A 16,999-nucleotide genomic window follows, 5' to 3' on the forward strand; every position below is an offset into this window, starting at 1 on the left:
AAATCCTTATGCGCCCAGGTTCGCCGGCAGCGGCGCCTTCAGCCACTCTTCGGACAGACCGTTGAGCGTGCCATCGGTCTTGGCCTGCTCGATCAGCGCGTCGACCTTGGCCTTCAGCGCGGCTTCGCCTTTGCGCAGGCCGATATAGCAAGGCGAATCCTTGAGCATGAATTTGGCGACGGGCGCCCGATCGGCGTTCTGACGCTCGATGGCGGCAACCACCAGGTTGCCGGTGGCAACGAACTCGACCTGCCCGGAGAGATACGCGGACAAGGTGGTGTTGTTGTCTTCGTAGCGCTTCACCTGTGCACCACTCGGTGCCACCTCGGTCAGCACCATGTCTTCGACGGCTCCACGGGTGACGCCAATCGATTTGCCAGCGAGCTCCTCGGCGTTCTGCAGGGCCTTGTCCTTGGCGCCGAAGACGCCGAGAAAGAACGGCGCGTAGGCAGCGCTGAAATCAATCACCTGCTCGCGCTCGGCATTCTTGCCAAGGCTTGAGATAACCAGATCGACCTTGTTGGTCTGCAGATACGGAACACGGTTGGCGCTGGTCACGGGCACCAGTTGCAACTTAAGTTTCATTTCCTTGGCCAGATACTTGGCCATGTCGATGTCATAGCCCTGGGGCTGCAGATCGGTGCCCACGGAACCGAAGGGTGGGAAATCCTGCGGCACGGCAATGCGGATCACACCGCGCTTCTCAATCTCCTGCAGCTGATCCGCCAGCGCAGTGGTCGCCTGAGTCAGCAGCAGACCGGCAGCCAGTATCGCGATCAATCCTTTCTTCATTTTCGTCACCCCGTTAACGTCAGCCATGAAACGAAAGATTCGTTATGCATAATTCTGCAACCAACGTGCCACGGCGTTTCATGCTGTCGTTTTTTTCTACGCTCATCCCCACTTCTGCAGATAAAGCCCCGTATGACGTGCTTTGTGAGGAGATAAGTAGTAGTGAGGTAGACGAGGAACGAGCAAACAGAATGCCGCTCTCGCCAGAGATGCGCCACAAAAAAGGGCGCCAAAAAGGCGCCATTATCGATTTAACGCACCAGTAAAGGGCGCTAACGCTGTTCCAGTTCATCAAGTTGCCCATAAAGCGCGGCGATCTGATGAATTCTCTGCCGCCCTTCGGTCAATTGCTCGTGCAGCACGGCATTGACCAGCAAGTTGATCAGGCTGTTGGCACCCGCGTAGCTATCGAAGGCCGACACGCTGTCCAGCGGCGTGCACAGCTGCCACCGGGCCAGCTCGATGATCGCCTGGGCCTGCGGCTCGCAGATGACCAGCGTCGGCACCTGCTGCAATTGCAGGGCCTGCAGCAGCGGACGAATGATTCGCGAGCGTCGACGAAAGGCCAGCACCACCACCATATCCTCGGCGGTCAGATCCACCAGCTCCTCAGACAGCGTCTGCCCAGGCTGGGGCAGCACCTGGACGGCACTGCGAACCTGCAGCAATTGCTGGCGCAGGTGCAGCGCCACGGGAAAGGCGTTACGCATGCCGATGATGAAAACCCGCCTGCTGCTGCCCAGCGCCTGCACCACTTCGGTGAACTGCGCGGCATCGATAGCGCTCACCCATTGGGTGAGGTTGGCCATCTCCTGCTTGTAGTGACGGGCCAGCAAGGTGTTGCCCTGCACCACATCGCGGCTGTCTGCGACCGGCATGCCACTCTGGCGCAGCGTGCGCTGCTCCTCGCGCATGTCCTTGTACTTTTCATAGCCCAGGCGCTTGAACAGCCGGCTCACGGTCGCCTTGGAGACGCCGGCCAGGCGAGCCAGTTCGGCGCTGTTGTAGCTGACCAGATCGTCGTAATGGTCGAGCACGAAGTCAGCGATTCGCTGCTCCTGTGGCGCGAGCTGCGAATAATGGCTGCGCAGACGTTCATCGAGTTGATTCATGGTGGCGCCTTGTAACTTTCGTTTCATTCAGCCGATGATATAGGAAGTCACCTGCCTGCTTGAAGTCGCCGTTTACTATCACCGATGCTGAAGGCAGACCCTCGTCAACCCGCGCCCGGAGGCTGCGCCGCCGCCTCCGAGAGGAGATCACCATGACACAGATCACGCCCGACTGGGCAGCGTACGTCACGCAGATGGAGCAGGTTCTGGCCCTCGAATTGGACGATGCCCGCCGTCACGAATTGCTCACCCAGTTCAGCCGTATCGCGGCAATGGCCAAGCCGCTGATGGACTACCCGCTCGATGACCGTCTGGAAGTGGCAGGAGTCTACAAGGCATGAATCCAGCCCTTCTGTCGATTGCCCAGGTGCGTGCCGCCCTGGCATCCGGCGAGCTCAGTGCACGTGAAATAGCCGAGCACAGCCTGCAAGCCATCGAGCGGCACGACCCGGCGATCAACGCCTGGACGCAGATCACCCAGCAGCGCATGAAAGACGAAGCGGACGCCCTTGACCGTCTGCGTCGCCAGGGCTCGCCCCTGCCCGCCCTGGCGGCTGTGCCCTATGCGGTGAAGAACCTGTTCGACGTGGCAGGCTTCCCGACTCTGGCCGGAGCGCGCCTGTTCCAGAATCGCCCAGCGGCAACCGCCGACGCCTGGGCGGTACGCCAGCTGACAGCCAACGGCGCCTTGCTGTCGGGCATGCTGAACATGGACGCCTACGCCTACGGCTTCACCACCGAAAACACCCACTATGGCGCGACCCGCAACCCCCACGATCTCTCCCGCATCGCGGGCGGCTCCTCCGGGGGCTCGGCAGCCGCCGTCGCGGCCGGGCTGGTTAATTTCTCCCTGGGCAGCGACACCAACGGCTCCATCCGCGTACCGGCATCGCTGTGCGGGATATTCGGGCTGAAGCCCACCTTCGGCCGCTTGTCGCGCAGCGGCTCACACCCGTTCGTGGGCAGCCTCGACCACATCGGCCCGCTGGCACGCAGCACCCGCGATCTGGCCGAGGTTTACGACGTGCTGCAAGGCCATGACCCGCAAGACGGCTTTCAGGCCACGCAGGATCGCCAGCCAGTAGCAGCGCTGCTGAACCGCGAGCTGGATGGCCTGCGCTTCGGCGTGTTGGGTGGTTACTTCCAGCAGTGGTGCGACGACAGTGCTCGCGATGCCGTGGCCCAGGTAGCCAAGGCCCTCAACGCCAGCGAAGAAGTCATCCTGGCGGATGCCGAACTGGCGCGTACCTCGGCGTTCATCATCAGCGCATCGGAAGGCGGCAACAGCTACCTGCCGGCGCTGCGCAGCTCGCCGGAGTCCTTCGAGCCGCTGTCACGGGAGCGCCTGCTGGCCGGCGCGATGATTCCCGCTGCCTGGTATGTGCAGGCGCAACGCTTCCGCCGCCATTTCCGGCAGCAGGTACTGCCGCTGTTCGATGGCGTCGATGTGTTGATCGCACCGGCGACACCGACCAGCGCGACGCCCATCGGTCAGGAAACCATGCGTATCAACGGTACCGATCTGCCGACCCGCGCGAGCATGGGCATGCTGGCTCAACCGATCTCCTTCCTGGGCCTGCCGGTGGTCAGCGTGCCGCTGCGTACTGCGGGTGGCCTGCCGATCGGCGTGCAACTGATCGCCGCACCGTTCAAGGAAGAAGCTTGCCTGCGTGCCGCCAGCGCGCTCGAGCGGATGGGCATCGCCCACGCCGCACCTGCCAACCTGGAGTGACTCGATGAATACTCAACAGATAGACCTGCCGGACGTTCTGGCGGAGGTCACCCATGCCTTCCAGCGCTACGAAAAAGCCCTAATCGGCAACGATATCGACGTGCTGGACGAGTTGTTCTGGCACGACGAACGTACGGTACGCCTGGGCGCCGGAGAGAACCTTTACGGCATCAGCGAAATCCGCGAGTTTCGTGCTGCGCGGCCTGCGGCGGGGCTGTACCGCGAACTGAGGAACACGGTCATCACCACCTATGGCGACAGCTTCGCGGTGTGCAGCACCGAGTTCACCCGTGAAGGCAGCGACAGGATCGGCCGCCAGCAGCAGAGCTGGGTGAAGATGGCCGGCAACTGGCGCATCGTGGCCGCGCAGGTCAGCCTGATGAGCTGAGCGGCTGCACGCTGCGACAAAGTGACATACAGTGGAAGAGGTTGTGCAGCCCAATCAGGCTTCGGAAACTGGCAACATGCGGCTTTAGCCTGTTGCCTCGTGCCATGCGGGCAACACCTCAACGCTAGACTCGAATCCCCAAGGAGGCCTGATGCGCTTGCGCGCGGTTCTTTTCGACATGGATGGCACGCTGCTCGACAGCGCGCCGGATTTCATCGCCATCTGCCAGACCATGCGCGCCGAGCGCGGCCTGCCGCCGGTGAATGAGAAGCTGATTCGCGATCACGTCTCGGGCGGCGCCCGGGCGATGATCCTCAATGCATTCGATATCGACCCGATGAGTGACGGCTTCGAGGCGCTACGCCTGGAGTTTCTCGAGCGCTATCAGGATCACTGCGCTGTGTTTACCCGTCCCTACGACGGCATTGAGACGCTGCTCGAAGATATCGAGCGCGCCAAGCTGATCTGGGGCGTGGTGACCAACAAGCCACTGCGCTTCGCCGAGCCGATCATGCAGCGCCTCGGGCTAGCCGAACGCTCCTCGATACTCATCTGCCCTGATCACGTGACCCGCAGCAAGCCGGACCCCGAGCCGATGATTCTCGCCTGCTCGACCCTCAAACTGGATCCGGCCAGCGTACTGTTCGTCGGCGACGACCTGCGCGACATCGAGTCCGGCCGCGACGCCGGCACCAAGACCGCAGCGGTGACCTACGGCTATATCCACCCTGACGACAACCCGCGGCACTGGGGCGCAGACGTTGTAGTCGACCACCCACTGGAACTGCGCAAGGTGCTCGATCAGGCATTGTGTAGCTGCTGACAGCGCAAGGCGTTTCATTGATCGCGATCAGCAGCCAATCACCCGCCGTTGTTTAGGATGAGCCCGCCGCACCGTCGGCGGGTCTTCTGTCCGCCAACTTACAACCAGAAATCTGAAGGACTCCCGCCATGTTCGATTACAGCGCCCACCCTGACTTGCTCAAGGATCGTGTGATTTTGGTCACCGGAGCAGGACGTGGAATTGGCGCAGCGGCGGCGCGTACCTATGCGGCTCATGGCGCCACCGTACTGCTGCTCGGCAAGAGCGAAGACAACCTGGCGCGCACCTACGACGCCATCGAGCAGGCAGGCCATGCAAAGCCGGTAGTCATACCATTCGATCTGGAAAGCGCCCTGCCGCATCAGTACGACGAGCTGGCGGCCATGGTCGAGAAGGAGTTCGGCAAACTCGACGGCCTGCTGCACAACGCCTCGATCATCGGCCCGCGTACGCCGCTGGAGCAGTTGTCCGGCGAGAATTTCATGCGCGTCATGCAGGTCAACGTCAACGCGATGTTCATGCTGACCAGCATTCTGTTGCCGTTGCTCAAGCTGTCTACCGATGCCTCGGTGGTGTTCACCTCCAGCAGCGTGGGCCGCAAGGGGCGGGCGTACTGGGGCGCCTATGCTGTATCCAAGTTCGCCACTGAAGGACTGATGCAGGTGATGGCTGACGAGGTCGACGGCATCACGGCGATTCGCGCCAACAGCGTCAACCCCGGAGGCACCCGCACCGACATGCGTGCCCAGGCTTACCCTGGCGAAAACCCGGAAAGCAAACCGCTGCCCGAAGCCATCATGCCGGTCTATCTGTACCTGATGGGCCCAGATAGCCAGGGCATCAACGGTCAGGCCTTCGACGCGCAATAGCACGAAGGAGTGGCGATTTAATTTAAGAGCAGCACAAGGTTCGGCCGGCTATTCACTATCGCGCCGAGCGAATATCGCCGTGGCGATCGTTTGCCGATAAACAGAACTTGGCAGGAAATTAAAATAAGCCTTTTTCTAGCAACGACAGTTCGAGCAACAATTGAAAAAGCCCGCAATGGTTACCACGGCGGGCTTTTTCAATTGCAGCGTGGGCCTAGTTTATAAAGTTAGTGCCCAACTCAATTCCATCACTCGGCGTCTACCAAAAAGAGGATGCCAAAGCTTCCCTGCAGAACTTTGTGTTGCTTGCCGGCAGGAACGATGTGGAAGTCTCCGCTCTTCATATGGATAACTTCGCCCTCAAGCTCAAGCTGCATCTCCCCCTCGAGCACCAGTAATGCTTCGTCGAACTCGGAGTGGCTTTCGTAAGGTATTCCAGCGCCGTCCATGCGGATCAGCTTTAGATTCGCTCCCGCGGTACTACCAAGAATACGAGAGCGCCACGCCTGTGGAAGCTTCTTCGCTTCGTCGATCAGGTTCATTGCCACTCCTTAGCCGATATAAGCGGTAAACATGGACGGAAATGGGCCCGGCCCTGCCTAACACCGCAATCTACCCCGATTTTATAAGCTGGCTTAGATCGATTTTTTCATTAGGGTGAGTTCTGGTTATCTGACTAGAGCCGCGTGGTGCCTGTAGGAGCCGGCTTGCCGGCGAGCCGGGATTGAGGAGCATCGCCGGCAAGCCGGCTCCTACGTCCGAGCTGCTGCAGCGGTCTTTTCCTGCGCCGAAAAGGCGAAACCCCAGACCTCTGTCGAGATCTGGGGTTTCTAGTAGAAGCTTGACGATGACCTACTCTCACATGGAGAAACTCCACACTACCATCGGCGATGCATCGTTTCACTACTGAGTTCGGGATGGGATCAGGTGGTTCCAACGCTCTATGGTCGTCAAGCAATCTGGTTGGGGAGTCGATGTTTAAGTCGCTTCCCCGAATTGGGTATGTGATATCAGTTGGTATTGCGTGTTCTTTTACAAATTTTCGGCATTACTGTCGACTTCTACCGTCTAACAGCCAAATTGTTTGGGTGTTATATGGTCAAGCCTCACGGGCAATTAGTACTGGTTAGCTCAACGCCTCACAACGCTTACACACCCAGCCTATCAACGTCGTAGTCTTCGACGGCCCTTTAGGGAACTCAAGGTTCCAGTGAGATCTCATCTTGAGGCAAGTTTCCCGCTTAGATGCTTTCAGCGGTTATCTTTCCCGAACATAGCTACCCGGCAATGCCACTGGCGTGACAACCGGAACACCAGAGGTTCGTCCACTCCGGTCCTCTCGTACTAGGAGCAGCCCCTCTCAAATCTCAAACGTCCACGGCAGATAGGGACCGAACTGTCTCACGACGTTCTAAACCCAGCTCGCGTACCACTTTAAATGGCGAACAGCCATACCCTTGGGACCGGCTTCAGCCCCAGGATGTGATGAGCCGACATCGAGGTGCCAAACACCGCCGTCGATATGAACTCTTGGGCGGTATCAGCCTGTTATCCCCGGAGTACCTTTTATCCGTTGAGCGATGGCCCTTCCATACAGAACCACCGGATCACTAAGACCTACTTTCGTACCTGCTCGACGTGTCTGTCTCGCAGTCAAGCGCGCTTTTGCCTTTATACTCTACGACCGATTTCCGACCGGTCTGAGCGCACCTTCGTACTCCTCCGTTACTCTTTAGGAGGAGACCGCCCCAGTCAAACTACCCACCATACACTGTCCTCGATCCGGATAACGGACCAGAGTTAGAACCTCAAGGTTGCCAGGGTGGTATTTCAAGGTTGGCTCCATGAGAACTAGCGTCCCCACTTCAAAGCCTCCCACCTATCCTACACAAGCAAGCTCAAAGTCCAGTGCAAAGCTATAGTAAAGGTTCACGGGGTCTTTCCGTCTAGCCGCGGATACACTGCATCTTCACAGCGATTTCAATTTCACTGAGTCTCGGGTGGAGACAGCGCCGCCATCGTTACGCCATTCGTGCAGGTCGGAACTTACCCGACAAGGAATTTCGCTACCTTAGGACCGTTATAGTTACGGCCGCCGTTTACCGGGGCTTCGATCAAGAGCTTCGCGTTAGCTAACCCCATCAATTAACCTTCCGGCACCGGGCAGGCGTCACACCCTATACGTCCACTTTCGTGTTTGCAGAGTGCTGTGTTTTTAATAAACAGTCGCAGCGGCCTGGTATCTTCGACCGGCATGTGCTTACGGGGTAAACCCTTCACACTCACCGGCGCACCTTCTCCCGAAGTTACGGTGCCATTTTGCCTAGTTCCTTCACCCGAGTTCTCTCAAGCGCCTTGGTATTCTCTACCTAACCACCTGTGTCGGTTTGGGGTACGGTTCCTAATTACCTGAAGCTTAGAAGCTTTTCCTGGAAGCATGGCATCAACCACTTCATCGTCCTAAAGGACAACTCGTCATCAGCTCTCGGCCTTGATCTCCCGGATTTACCTAAGAAATCAGCCTACCACCTTAAACACGGACAACCAACGCCGTGCTGGCCTAGCCTTCTCCGTCCCTCCATCGCAGTAATTAGAAGTACGGGAATATTAACCCGTTTCCCATCGACTACGCATTTCTGCCTCGCCTTAGGGGCCGACTCACCCTGCGTCGATTAACGTTGCGCAGGAAACCTTGGTCTTTCGGCGTGGGAGTTTTTCACTCCCATTGTCGTTACTCATGTCAGCATTCGCACTTCTGATACCTCCAGCAAGCTTCTCAACTCACCTTCACAGGCTTACAGAACGCTCCTCTACCGCTCATCCTAAGATGAACCCGTAGCTTCGGTGTATGGTTTGAGCCCCGTTACATCTTCCGCGCAGGCCGACTCGACTAGTGAGCTATTACGCTTTCTTTAAAGGGTGGCTGCTTCTAAGCCAACCTCCTAGCTGTCTAAGCCTTCCCACATCGTTTCCCACTTAACCATAACTTTGGGACCTTAGCTGACGGTCTGGGTTGTTTCCCTTTTCACGACGGACGTTAGCACCCGCCGTGTGTCTCCCGTGCTGACACTTGCTGGTATTCGGAGTTTGCATCGGTTTGGTAAGTCGGGATGACCCCCTAGCCGAAACAGTGCTCTACCCCCAGCAGTGATACACGAGGCGCTACCTAAATAGCTTTCGAGGAGAACCAGCTATCTCCGAGCTTGATTAGCCTTTCACTCCGATCCACAGGTCATCCGCTAACTTTTCAACGGTAGTCGGTTCGGTCCTCCAGTTAGTGTTACCCAACCTTCAACCTGCCCATGGATAGATCGCCCGGTTTCGGGTCTATACCCAGCGACTAAACGCCCTATTAAGACTCGCTTTCGCTACGCCTCCCCTATTCGGTTAAGCTCGCCACTGAATATAAGTCGCTGACCCATTATACAAAAGGTACGCAGTCACCCAACAAAGTAGGCTCCCACTGCTTGTACGCATACGGTTTCAGGATCTATTTCACTCCCCTCTCCGGGGTTCTTTTCGCCTTTCCCTCACGGTACTAGTTCACTATCGGTCAGTCAGTAGTATTTAGCCTTGGAGGATGGCCCCCCATATTCAGACAAAGTTTCTCGTGCTCCGTCCTACTCGATTTCATTGAAAAGAGATTTTCGTGTACGGGGCTATCACCCACTACGGCGGAACTTTCCAGAACCTTCCACTAATCTCTAATCAACTTAAGGGCTAGTCCCCGTTCGCTCGCCACTACTAAGGGAATCTCGGTTGATTTCTTTTCCTCAGGGTACTTAGATGTTTCAGTTCCCCTGGTTCGCCTCATGCACCTATGTATTCAGTGCATGATACCCAGCTTATGCTAGGTGGGTTCCCCCATTCAGAGATCTCCGGATCAAAGTCTGTTTGCCGACTCCCCGGAGCTTATCGCAGGCTACAACGTCTTTCATCGCCTCTGACTGCCAAGGCATCCACCGTATGCGCTTCTTCACTTGACCATATAACCCCAAGCAATCTGGTTACTGTCTATAACGTGAAGACGACATTCGCCGAAAATTTGCACTTGAGAACAACGCAAATTTTACCTTGACCAAATTAATTACCAGTGAAAGTAATTAATCAGTCACTTCTATCACATACCCAAATTTTTAAAGAACGATTTTTCTGACTGGTCAAAGACCAGAAATCAACACTCATCTGCCTAAACAGGAATGCTCATTTCTGAACTCTAATTCTCAACAATCTCGAGGCTGTAAGTGGTGGAGCCAAGCGGGATCGAACCGCTGACCTCCTGCGTGCAAGGCAGGCGCTCTCCCAGCTGAGCTATGGCCCCAAATACTTCCAAGGCCTGCACCCTCAACAATTGGTGGGTCTGGGCAGATTCGAACTGCCGACCTCACCCTTATCAGGGGTGCGCTCTAACCAACTGAGCTACAGACCCAATCGTCTTTCGCAATGAATCAAGCAATTCGTGTGGGTGCTTATGAATAAGCTGGGATCTTTCGATTAAGGAGGTGATCCAGCCGCAGGTTCCCCTACGGCTACCTTGTTACGACTTCACCCCAGTCATGAATCACACCGTGGTAACCGTCCCCCCGAAGGTTAGACTAGCTACTTCTGGTGCAACCCACTCCCATGGTGTGACGGGCGGTGTGTACAAGGCCCGGGAACGTATTCACCGTGACATTCTGATTCACGATTACTAGCGATTCCGACTTCACGCAGTCGAGTTGCAGACTGCGATCCGGACTACGATCGGTTTTATGGGATTAGCTCCACCTCGCGGCTTGGCAACCCTTTGTACCGACCATTGTAGCACGTGTGTAGCCCAGGCCGTAAGGGCCATGATGACTTGACGTCATCCCCACCTTCCTCCGGTTTGTCACCGGCAGTCTCCTTAGAGTTCCCACCATTACGTGCTGGTAACTAAGGACAAGGGTTGCGCTCGTTACGGGACTTAACCCAACATCTCACGACACGAGCTGACGACAGCCATGCAGCACCTGTGTCTGAGTTCCCGAAGGCACCAATCCATCTCTGGAAAGTTCTCAGCATGTCAAGGCCTGGTAAGGTTCTTCGCGTTGCTTCGAATTAAACCACATGCTCCACCGCTTGTGCGGGCCCCCGTCAATTCATTTGAGTTTTAACCTTGCGGCCGTACTCCCCAGGCGGTCAACTTAATGCGTTAGCTGCGCCACTAAGTCCTCAAGGAACCCAACGGCTAGTTGACATCGTTTACGGCGTGGACTACCAGGGTATCTAATCCTGTTTGCTCCCCACGCTTTCGCACCTCAGTGTCAGTATCAGTCCAGGTGGTCGCCTTCGCCACTGGTGTTCCTTCCTATATCTACGCATTTCACCGCTACACAGGAAATTCCACCACCCTCTACCGTACTCTAGCCTGCCAGTTTTGGATGCAGTTCCCAGGTTGAGCCCGGGGCTTTCACATCCAACTTAACAAACCACCTACGCGCGCTTTACGCCCAGTAATTCCGATTAACGCTTGCACCCTCTGTATTACCGCGGCTGCTGGCACAGAGTTAGCCGGTGCTTATTCTGTCGGTAACGTCAAAACAGCAAAGTATTAATTTACTGCCCTTCCTCCCAACTTAAAGTGCTTTACAATCCGAAGACCTTCTTCACACACGCGGCATGGCTGGATCAGGCTTTCGCCCATTGTCCAATATTCCCCACTGCTGCCTCCCGTAGGAGTCTGGACCGTGTCTCAGTTCCAGTGTGACTGATCATCCTCTCAGACCAGTTACGGATCGTCGCCTTGGTGAGCCTTTACCTCACCAACTAGCTAATCCGACCTAGGCTCATCTATTAGCGCAAGGCCCGAAGGTCCCCTGCTTTCTCCCGTAGGACGTATGCGGTATTAGCGTTCCTTTCGAAACGTTGTCCCCCACTAATAGGCAGATTCCTAGGCATTACTCACCCGTCCGCCGCTGAATCAGGGAGCAAGCTCCCGTCAACCGCTCGACTTGCATGTGTTAGGCCTGCCGCCAGCGTTCAATCTGAGCCATGATCAAACTCTTCAGTTCAATACTGCATGGGTTTTGAGAAAACCCTAAACTTGGCTCAGCAATCGCAAACTCTTCAATTAAGAAGAAAAAACTCTCTATTACGAGTGTTTACTTGTGATGCTGATAATCTTGCGATCCTCAGTCTTAGCTCACAAGCACCCACACGAATTGCTTGATTCAATTGTTAAAGAACGTTTGGTTAAGTCTTTCGTCTCAACCGAGGCGCGCATCTTACAGCAGCCTCATTTCCTGTCAAGTTGCTTTTGAAGAATTTTTTCTTTCTTCTCAACACCTTGCAGCACCCAACCAGATCATCTTCTCTCCAGCGGGAGGCGCATTCTACAGCGTTACAACCTGCTGTCAACACCCTCTTTACCGCCTTCGATCAAACCTGATCGAACCATCGACAGAGCCACTCAAACCACCCTGTCGATGCCGGCGCATTCTACTCGAATTCGCCGTCCGTGCAACCCTTATTTTCTTCTAACTTCCTGATTAACAAGGAGTTTTCAGATCAGGCTGCGCCGGAAGTGGTGCGCATTATAGGCAGCCAGAATCTCAGGTCAACCGTTTATTTCAGGTTTTTACGTAAAAAGCTAAAGCTCGATAATCGAACGCTTTGTCCTGACCTTTATAGGCAAGCGATTGACCTAATTAACCGGTTAGTACATTTTTAAAGGAGATTTATTAGTGACCCCACAATAACAACAGGAAGCACCATGGCTCCCATCATCCTTATCCTCAATGATCCGAACCTGAACATGCTCGGCACCCGTGAACCTGAGACCTATGGCCACGAGACTCTGGCCGACATCTCCCGCCTTTGCGCCGACACTGCCGAACCGCTGGGTCTGGCTACCGAGTTTCGTCAGACCAACCACGAAGCCGAACTCATCGACTGGATCCACAAGGCCCGCGGCCGCTGTGCAGGCATCGTGATCAATCCTGCCGCCTGGACACACACATCAGTGGCCATCCGCGACGCACTGGTCGCCAGCGAACTGCCGGTAATAGAGGTGCATCTATCCAACGTGCATAAACGTGAAGCCTTCCGCCACCACTCCTTCGTCTCATCGATCGCCCTCGGCGTGATCTGCGGCCTGGGCAGCGGGGGCTATCGCGCAGCACTGCAACACTTCAGCCAACTCATTAAAGGATGATGCACCCATGACCACCCATACACCGAGCATCCTCGCCGGCCTCATCGGTGCAGGCATCCAGGCTTCCCGCACACCCGCCATGCACGAGCATGAAGGCGACGCCCAGGGCATTCGCTACTTATATAGGCTGATCGACCTGGATCAGTTGCAACTCGACAGCAGCGCCCTCCCCGATCTCTTGAGCGCAGCCGAACGCATGAGCTTCACCGGGCTCAACATCACGTTCCCCTGCAAGCAGGCGATCATTCCGCTGCTCGACGAACTGTCCGACGAGGCCCGAGGAATTGGCGCGGTGAATACCGTGGTCTTCAAAGACGGCAAACGGATCGGCCACAACACCGATTGCCTGGGTTTTTCGGAAGGTTTCCGACGCGGTCTCGGTGACGTGAAACGCAGCCAGGTGGTACAGATGGGTGCCGGTGGCGCAGGTGCCGCAGTGGCTCACGCACTATTAAGTGAAGGCGTCGAGCAGTTGACCATTTTCGACGTCGAGCTCGAACGCGCCCAAGCGCTGGCTGCCAATCTCAACGAACACTTCGGCTCACCACGCGCTCAAGCCGGCAGCGACCTGGCTTCTGCAGTGGCAAGCGCAGATGGCCTGGTCAACACCACCCCGATGGGCATGGCCAAGCTTCCGGGCATGCCCATTCCCAAGGCGCTGCTTCGTCCAGCACTGTGGGTAGCAGAAATCGTTTACTTCCCACTGGAAACCGAGCTGCTTCGCGAAGCCAGAGCAATCGGCTGCAGAACCCTGGACGGCGGCAACATGGCGGTATTCCAGGCGGTGAAAGCATTCGAACTGTTCAGCGGCGTTGAAGCGGACGCGCAGCGCATGCTCGACCACTTCCACAGCATGAATAGTTGATCACTACGGGCCGGCTATAAATGATGGCCGGCCCGCGTTCAGCGAGTGATATAGCGCAACACCGCTTCGCAGATCATGTTCTTGTGACGCAGCTTGACCTGCTCATCCGGTAGATCGATCTGGAAGATCTCCCCGAATGTATGCCGGTTGGATACGCGATAGAAGCAGAACGAGCTGATCAGCATATGCACGTCCAGCGTATCCAGCCCTTCGCGGAACAGCCCTTCCTTCTCTCCCCGCTTAAGCGTTTCGCCTAGCGTCAACAGCACCACATTGCTCATCCGGCGGATTTCCGGTGACTGCTTGACGTACTCGCCGTAGTGGATGTTCTCGATACTGACGATGCGCACGAAATCCGAATTGCGATCATGGTGATCGAAGGTGAACTCAACCAGCCGGCGGATGGCATCCGGTGGCGGCAATTCATCGAGATGCAGACGGCGTTCGGTGCTGCGGATATCGCCATACAGCTTGCAGAGCACTTCGACGTAAAGCTGCTCCTTGCTGCCAAAGTAGTAATAGATCATGCGCTTGGATGTGGCCGTGCGCTCGGCGATGGCGTCGACGCGCGCGCCTGACAGGCCTTGCTGGACGAACTCGGTAATGGCGGCCTGCAGAATGTTCTCCCGGGTCTTTTCCGGGTTGTTCTTGCGTGGTTTGCGGGTCGCCGTGGCCTGTTCTTCGGCCGCAGGCTCAAGGGTAACGGTCATAGAGGTACTCATCGTGGCCTTTCTTATTGTTCATCCTGCACATGGACGGCGGGTGAAGGCTACAGCCGATACCCGCGCCTGAACATACAGGTCAGAGCTTCGCCTGACGCACGCTACCACTGCGCGATTTGGCCATTGCCGCGAGGCGGACGGCAACGTTGGCGGCACCATAGCCGACATAGCCATTCTTGCGCTGGATGATTTCGAAGAAGAAACGCTCTTCGAATGCCTCGGTATAGACGTGGAACAGCTCGCCGCCCTGGGCGTCACGGTCATAGAGCACGTTGTAATACGCCAGTTCGCTGAGGAACTCGTCGTCGAAGTCGAAGCGTGCGGCCAGATCGTCGTAGTAGTTGAGCGGAATGTCCAACAGGGGAACGCCCGCTTCCTTGGCCCGCGCCACTTCCTTGAAGATGTCTTCGCAGGAAAACGCGATGTGATGCACGCCTGACCCGCGGTAGCTGGAAAGCGCGTGGGCGATGGCGGTGTTGCGGTTCTCGGAGATGTTCAGCGGCAGGCGCACCGAACTGCAGCGGCTACGCAACGCGCGGCTTTTCACCAGGCCATACGGATCGGGCAGAACGACTTCGTCATCGGCCTCGAAGTCCAGCAGGCTCTTGTAGAACAGCACCCAGCTGTCCAGGTTGTCAGCCGGCAGCGCCAGCGCCATGTGATCGATGCGCTCCAGGCTACCGGTTTGCACGGCACTTGGATCGAGCTTGAAGTCGCTGTCGTAGATGCTCTGCCCGGCTTCGGCCTGGTCGACCAGGTAGATCAGGCTGCCATCGGGGGCACGCATCGCCGGAATTTCCCGCTCGTTCGGCCCGACCAGCCCACGATAAGGATGGCCACGATAATCGCGAGCGCGCTGTAGCGCCGACGCGCCGTCCTTGACCTTCAATGCGGTGGCACACAGAGACGGGCCGTGGGCTTCGAAGAATCCATGAGCGAAGGAGTACGGCTCGGCATTGAGGACGATATTGATGTCGCCCTGGCGCAACAGGCTGACGTCCTTGGAGCGGTGCTCGCCGGCCTTGGCAAAGCCCAGCCGCTCGAGCCAGCCCGACAGCTTGGCGCCGGCCGCTTCGTCGACCGCGAACTCGAGGAATTCGACGCCGTGATAGCGACTGGCTGGCGGCGTGGAGAAGAGCATGTCGAGATTCGGTGCCTGCGCGTCTGCAGCCAGCAACTGACGGGTTTTCTCTTCGAGATAGAGCAGCGAGCGCAGCCCGTCCACAGCGTTGGCGCGCGGTGGCGCGGCGCGGAAACCGTCGTTGAAGATTTCCAGGGACAGCGGGCCGTTGTAGCCGGTGCGAATGATCGGCGCGAGGAAGCCCGGCAGATCGAATTCGCCCTGGCCAGGGAAGCAACGGAAATGGCGGCTCCACTCCAGCACGTCCATCGCCAGGATCGGCGCATCGGCCATCTGCACGAAGAAGATCTTGTCGCCCGGAATATCGGCGATGGCCGCTGGATCGCCTTTCAGCGACAAGGTGTGAAAGCTGTCGAGGATGACACCGACGGCCGAATGATCAGCCTGGCGCACCAGGTTCCATACCTGCTGGTAGGTGTTGACGTGGCGGCCCCAGGCCAATGCTTCGTAGCCGATACGCAGACCACGTGCGCCAGCGCGCTCACCCAGCAAGCGCAGATCTTCGACCAGAATCTCCTCGTCACCGAGCGAATCGGCAGCAACGTTACTGCATACCAGCACCAGGTCGGTGCCGAGTTCCTGCATCAAATCGAACTTGCGCTCGGCGCGGTCGAGGTTGCGCTGCAGGCGATCACGGCGGCAACCTTCGAAATCGCGAAATGGCTGGAACAGCGTGATAGCGATGCCCAGATCGGCGCACATCTTGCGCACGTCGCGAGGGCTACCCGCGTAGTACAGCAGGTCGTTCTCGAAAATCTCCACACCGTCGAAGCCCGCAGCCGCAACGGCCTCGAGTTTTTCCGGCAGGGTTCCGCTCAGGGAAACAGTGGCAATCGAGCGATGCATACTTCAGCTCCTTGTAAATAACGACCTCTGCGGATCGCGTGGTGGCCTCGGCCAAGCTCCAGCAAGCGTAGTCGACGAGACATTCTGCACGTCGTTGGACAAGCTGGTAGCTCGATTTCTCGGGGGCTGCAGCGATTATTCGCGCGCACGCGGGAGGCGGCAATTCAAAGTGTACGAACCAGTTAGTATTCTGTGCGTTTATCGAACAATAGGCCGTTAATCGAATTGACGGCCTTTCGTCATTTGCAACACCATATTTCTCACCGCGGCGCTGTCATATCCAGGCGCAGATTACTCAAGCGGCCGTGCATCACCCATAACAATTTCAATAAGAGTACGACCATGCTCACTTCCCAGTCCCTGCGTACCCGCATACCATTCGCACGCTTTTTGGCCGGCACTCGGCCAGCAGCTGCTCCTCCGCACGTCCGACCCTGACTAGCGACACTCCGCTCGATAATCCTGACAGCGGGCTGACCGAGCCAATCCAAGGCTGGTCGCCTAAGCCGGTGTTCGATCCGCACTCATCCTGACG

Annotated in this window: 12 protein-coding genes, 2 tRNA genes and 3 rRNA genes; 7 read left to right on the plus strand and 10 right to left on the minus strand. The window is 57.1% G+C overall.

The features are described from left to right. Positions 1-6: 6 nt before the first annotated feature. The gene (locus K5Q02_RS18305) at positions 7-801 is read right to left on the minus strand and encodes a transporter substrate-binding domain-containing protein (protein WP_442964017.1); all 795 of its coding nucleotides are present in this window, start codon (positions 799-801) and stop codon (positions 7-9) included. A 263-nt stretch (positions 802-1,064) separates the two neighbouring features. Next, positions 1,065-1,904: a MurR/RpiR family transcriptional regulator gene (locus K5Q02_RS18310; RefSeq protein ID WP_225832875.1), complete on the minus strand. Its 840-nt coding sequence runs from the start codon at positions 1,902-1,904 to the stop codon at positions 1,065-1,067. Between the two features lie 152 nt (positions 1,905-2,056). Between K5Q02_RS18310 and hpxX the strand changes: the two genes are divergently transcribed. The 5 genes from hpxX to K5Q02_RS18335 all read left to right on the plus strand — a co-directional run bounded on the left by hpxX (position 2,057) and on the right by K5Q02_RS18335 (position 5,716). Beyond that, a complete protein-coding gene (gene hpxX / locus K5Q02_RS18315) occupies positions 2,057-2,245 on the plus strand; it encodes an oxalurate catabolism protein HpxX (protein WP_225832878.1) in 189 nt (62 codons plus the stop codon). After that, positions 2,242-3,636: an AtzE family amidohydrolase gene (locus K5Q02_RS18320; RefSeq protein ID WP_225832881.1), complete on the plus strand. Its 1,395-nt coding sequence runs from the start codon at positions 2,242-2,244 to the stop codon at positions 3,634-3,636. The genes hpxX and K5Q02_RS18320 overlap by 4 nt, the downstream gene beginning before the upstream one ends. Before the next feature lie 4 nt (positions 3,637-3,640). Further along, positions 3,641-4,024 carry an oxalurate catabolism protein HpxZ gene (gene hpxZ, locus K5Q02_RS18325; protein ID WP_225832884.1) on the plus strand — a complete coding sequence of 128 codons (384 nt, stop codon included), beginning with the start codon at positions 3,641-3,643 and terminating at the stop codon, positions 4,022-4,024. A gap of 151 nt (positions 4,025-4,175) precedes the next feature. Further along, positions 4,176-4,847, plus strand: a complete 672-nt coding sequence (gene mupP, locus K5Q02_RS18330) for an N-acetylmuramic acid 6-phosphate phosphatase MupP (RefSeq protein WP_225832887.1) — start codon at positions 4,176-4,178, stop codon at positions 4,845-4,847. A gap of 128 nt (positions 4,848-4,975) precedes the next feature. Then, positions 4,976-5,716, plus strand: a complete 741-nt coding sequence (locus K5Q02_RS18335) for a YciK family oxidoreductase (RefSeq protein WP_225832890.1) — start codon at positions 4,976-4,978, stop codon at positions 5,714-5,716. A gap of 248 nt (positions 5,717-5,964) precedes the next feature. Here K5Q02_RS18335 and K5Q02_RS18340 read toward each other — a convergent pair whose 3' ends face one another. From K5Q02_RS18340 to K5Q02_RS18365, 6 genes are all read right to left on the minus strand, one after another. Beyond that, entirely contained in the window at positions 5,965-6,258 is a 294-nt protein-coding gene (locus tag K5Q02_RS18340) for a cupin domain-containing protein (RefSeq protein WP_225832893.1), read from the minus strand. Positions 6,259-6,555: 297 nt separating this feature from the next. Next, positions 6,556-6,671: ribosomal RNA gene (gene rrf, locus K5Q02_RS18345) — 5S ribosomal RNA — on the minus strand. A 140-nt stretch (positions 6,672-6,811) separates the two neighbouring features. Then, a 23S ribosomal RNA gene (locus K5Q02_RS18350) occupies positions 6,812-9,702 on the minus strand. 259 nt (positions 9,703-9,961) lie between these two features. Then, positions 9,962-10,037, minus strand: a tRNA-Ala gene (locus tag K5Q02_RS18355). A gap of 31 nt (positions 10,038-10,068) precedes the next feature. Then, positions 10,069-10,145, minus strand: a tRNA-Ile gene (locus K5Q02_RS18360). A 66-nt stretch (positions 10,146-10,211) separates the two neighbouring features. After that, positions 10,212-11,748, minus strand: a 16S ribosomal RNA gene (locus K5Q02_RS18365). The 16S, 23S and 5S rRNA genes sit together here with 2 tRNA genes alongside, the layout of an rRNA operon. A 701-nt stretch (positions 11,749-12,449) precedes the next feature. Here K5Q02_RS18365 and aroQ point away from each other — a divergent pair. Both aroQ and K5Q02_RS18375 read left to right on the plus strand, forming a co-directional pair. Next, the gene (aroQ, locus tag K5Q02_RS18370; protein ID WP_225832895.1) at positions 12,450-12,890 is read left to right on the plus strand and encodes a type II 3-dehydroquinate dehydratase; all 441 of its coding nucleotides are present in this window, start codon (positions 12,450-12,452) and stop codon (positions 12,888-12,890) included. Between the two features lie 7 nt (positions 12,891-12,897). Then, positions 12,898-13,755 carry a shikimate dehydrogenase gene (locus K5Q02_RS18375; RefSeq protein ID WP_225832897.1) on the plus strand — a complete coding sequence of 286 codons (858 nt, stop codon included), beginning with the start codon at positions 12,898-12,900 and terminating at the stop codon, positions 13,753-13,755. 38 nt (positions 13,756-13,793) lie between these two features. Here K5Q02_RS18375 and K5Q02_RS18380 read toward each other — a convergent pair whose 3' ends face one another. Further along, complete coding sequence (locus K5Q02_RS18380) at positions 13,794-14,465, minus strand: TetR/AcrR family transcriptional regulator (protein ID WP_225832899.1); 672 nt, start codon at positions 14,463-14,465, stop codon at positions 13,794-13,796. Between the two features lie 91 nt (positions 14,466-14,556). Then, entirely contained in the window at positions 14,557-16,464 is a 1,908-nt protein-coding gene (quiC, locus tag K5Q02_RS18385) for a 3-dehydroshikimate dehydratase QuiC (RefSeq protein ID WP_225832902.1), read from the minus strand. Positions 16,465-16,999 lie beyond the last annotated feature (535 nt).

The organism is Pseudomonas sp. MM211 (genome assembly GCF_020386635.1).
Classification (GTDB): domain Bacteria; phylum Pseudomonadota; class Gammaproteobacteria; order Pseudomonadales; family Pseudomonadaceae; genus Aquipseudomonas.

Excerpts from the sequence above, each read along its gene's own strand:
- K5Q02_RS18380 (WP_225832899.1), bottom strand. The coding sequence starts at position 14,465 with ATGACCGTTACCCTTGAGCCTGCGGCCGAAGAACAGGCCACGGCGACC.
- quiC (WP_225832902.1), bottom strand. The coding sequence starts at position 16,464 with ATGCATCGCTCGATTGCCACTGTTTCCCTGAGCGGAACCCTGCCGGAA.
- mupP (WP_225832887.1), top strand. The coding sequence starts at position 4,176 with ATGCGCTTGCGCGCGGTTCTTTTCGACATGGATGGCACGCTGCTCGAC.
- K5Q02_RS18375 (WP_225832897.1), top strand. The coding sequence starts at position 12,898 with ATGACCACCCATACACCGAGCATCCTCGCCGGCCTCATCGGTGCAGGC.
- aroQ (WP_225832895.1), top strand. The coding sequence starts at position 12,450 with ATGGCTCCCATCATCCTTATCCTCAATGATCCGAACCTGAACATGCTC.
- K5Q02_RS18310 (WP_225832875.1), bottom strand. The coding sequence starts at position 1,904 with ATGAATCAACTCGATGAACGTCTGCGCAGCCATTATTCGCAGCTCGCG.
- K5Q02_RS18320 (WP_225832881.1), top strand. The coding sequence starts at position 2,242 with ATGAATCCAGCCCTTCTGTCGATTGCCCAGGTGCGTGCCGCCCTGGCA.
- K5Q02_RS18340 (WP_225832893.1), bottom strand. The coding sequence starts at position 6,258 with ATGAACCTGATCGACGAAGCGAAGAAGCTTCCACAGGCGTGGCGCTCT.
- hpxX (WP_225832878.1), top strand. The coding sequence starts at position 2,057 with ATGACACAGATCACGCCCGACTGGGCAGCGTACGTCACGCAGATGGAG.
- K5Q02_RS18335 (WP_225832890.1), top strand. The coding sequence starts at position 4,976 with ATGTTCGATTACAGCGCCCACCCTGACTTGCTCAAGGATCGTGTGATT.
- hpxZ (WP_225832884.1), top strand. The coding sequence starts at position 3,641 with ATGAATACTCAACAGATAGACCTGCCGGACGTTCTGGCGGAGGTCACC.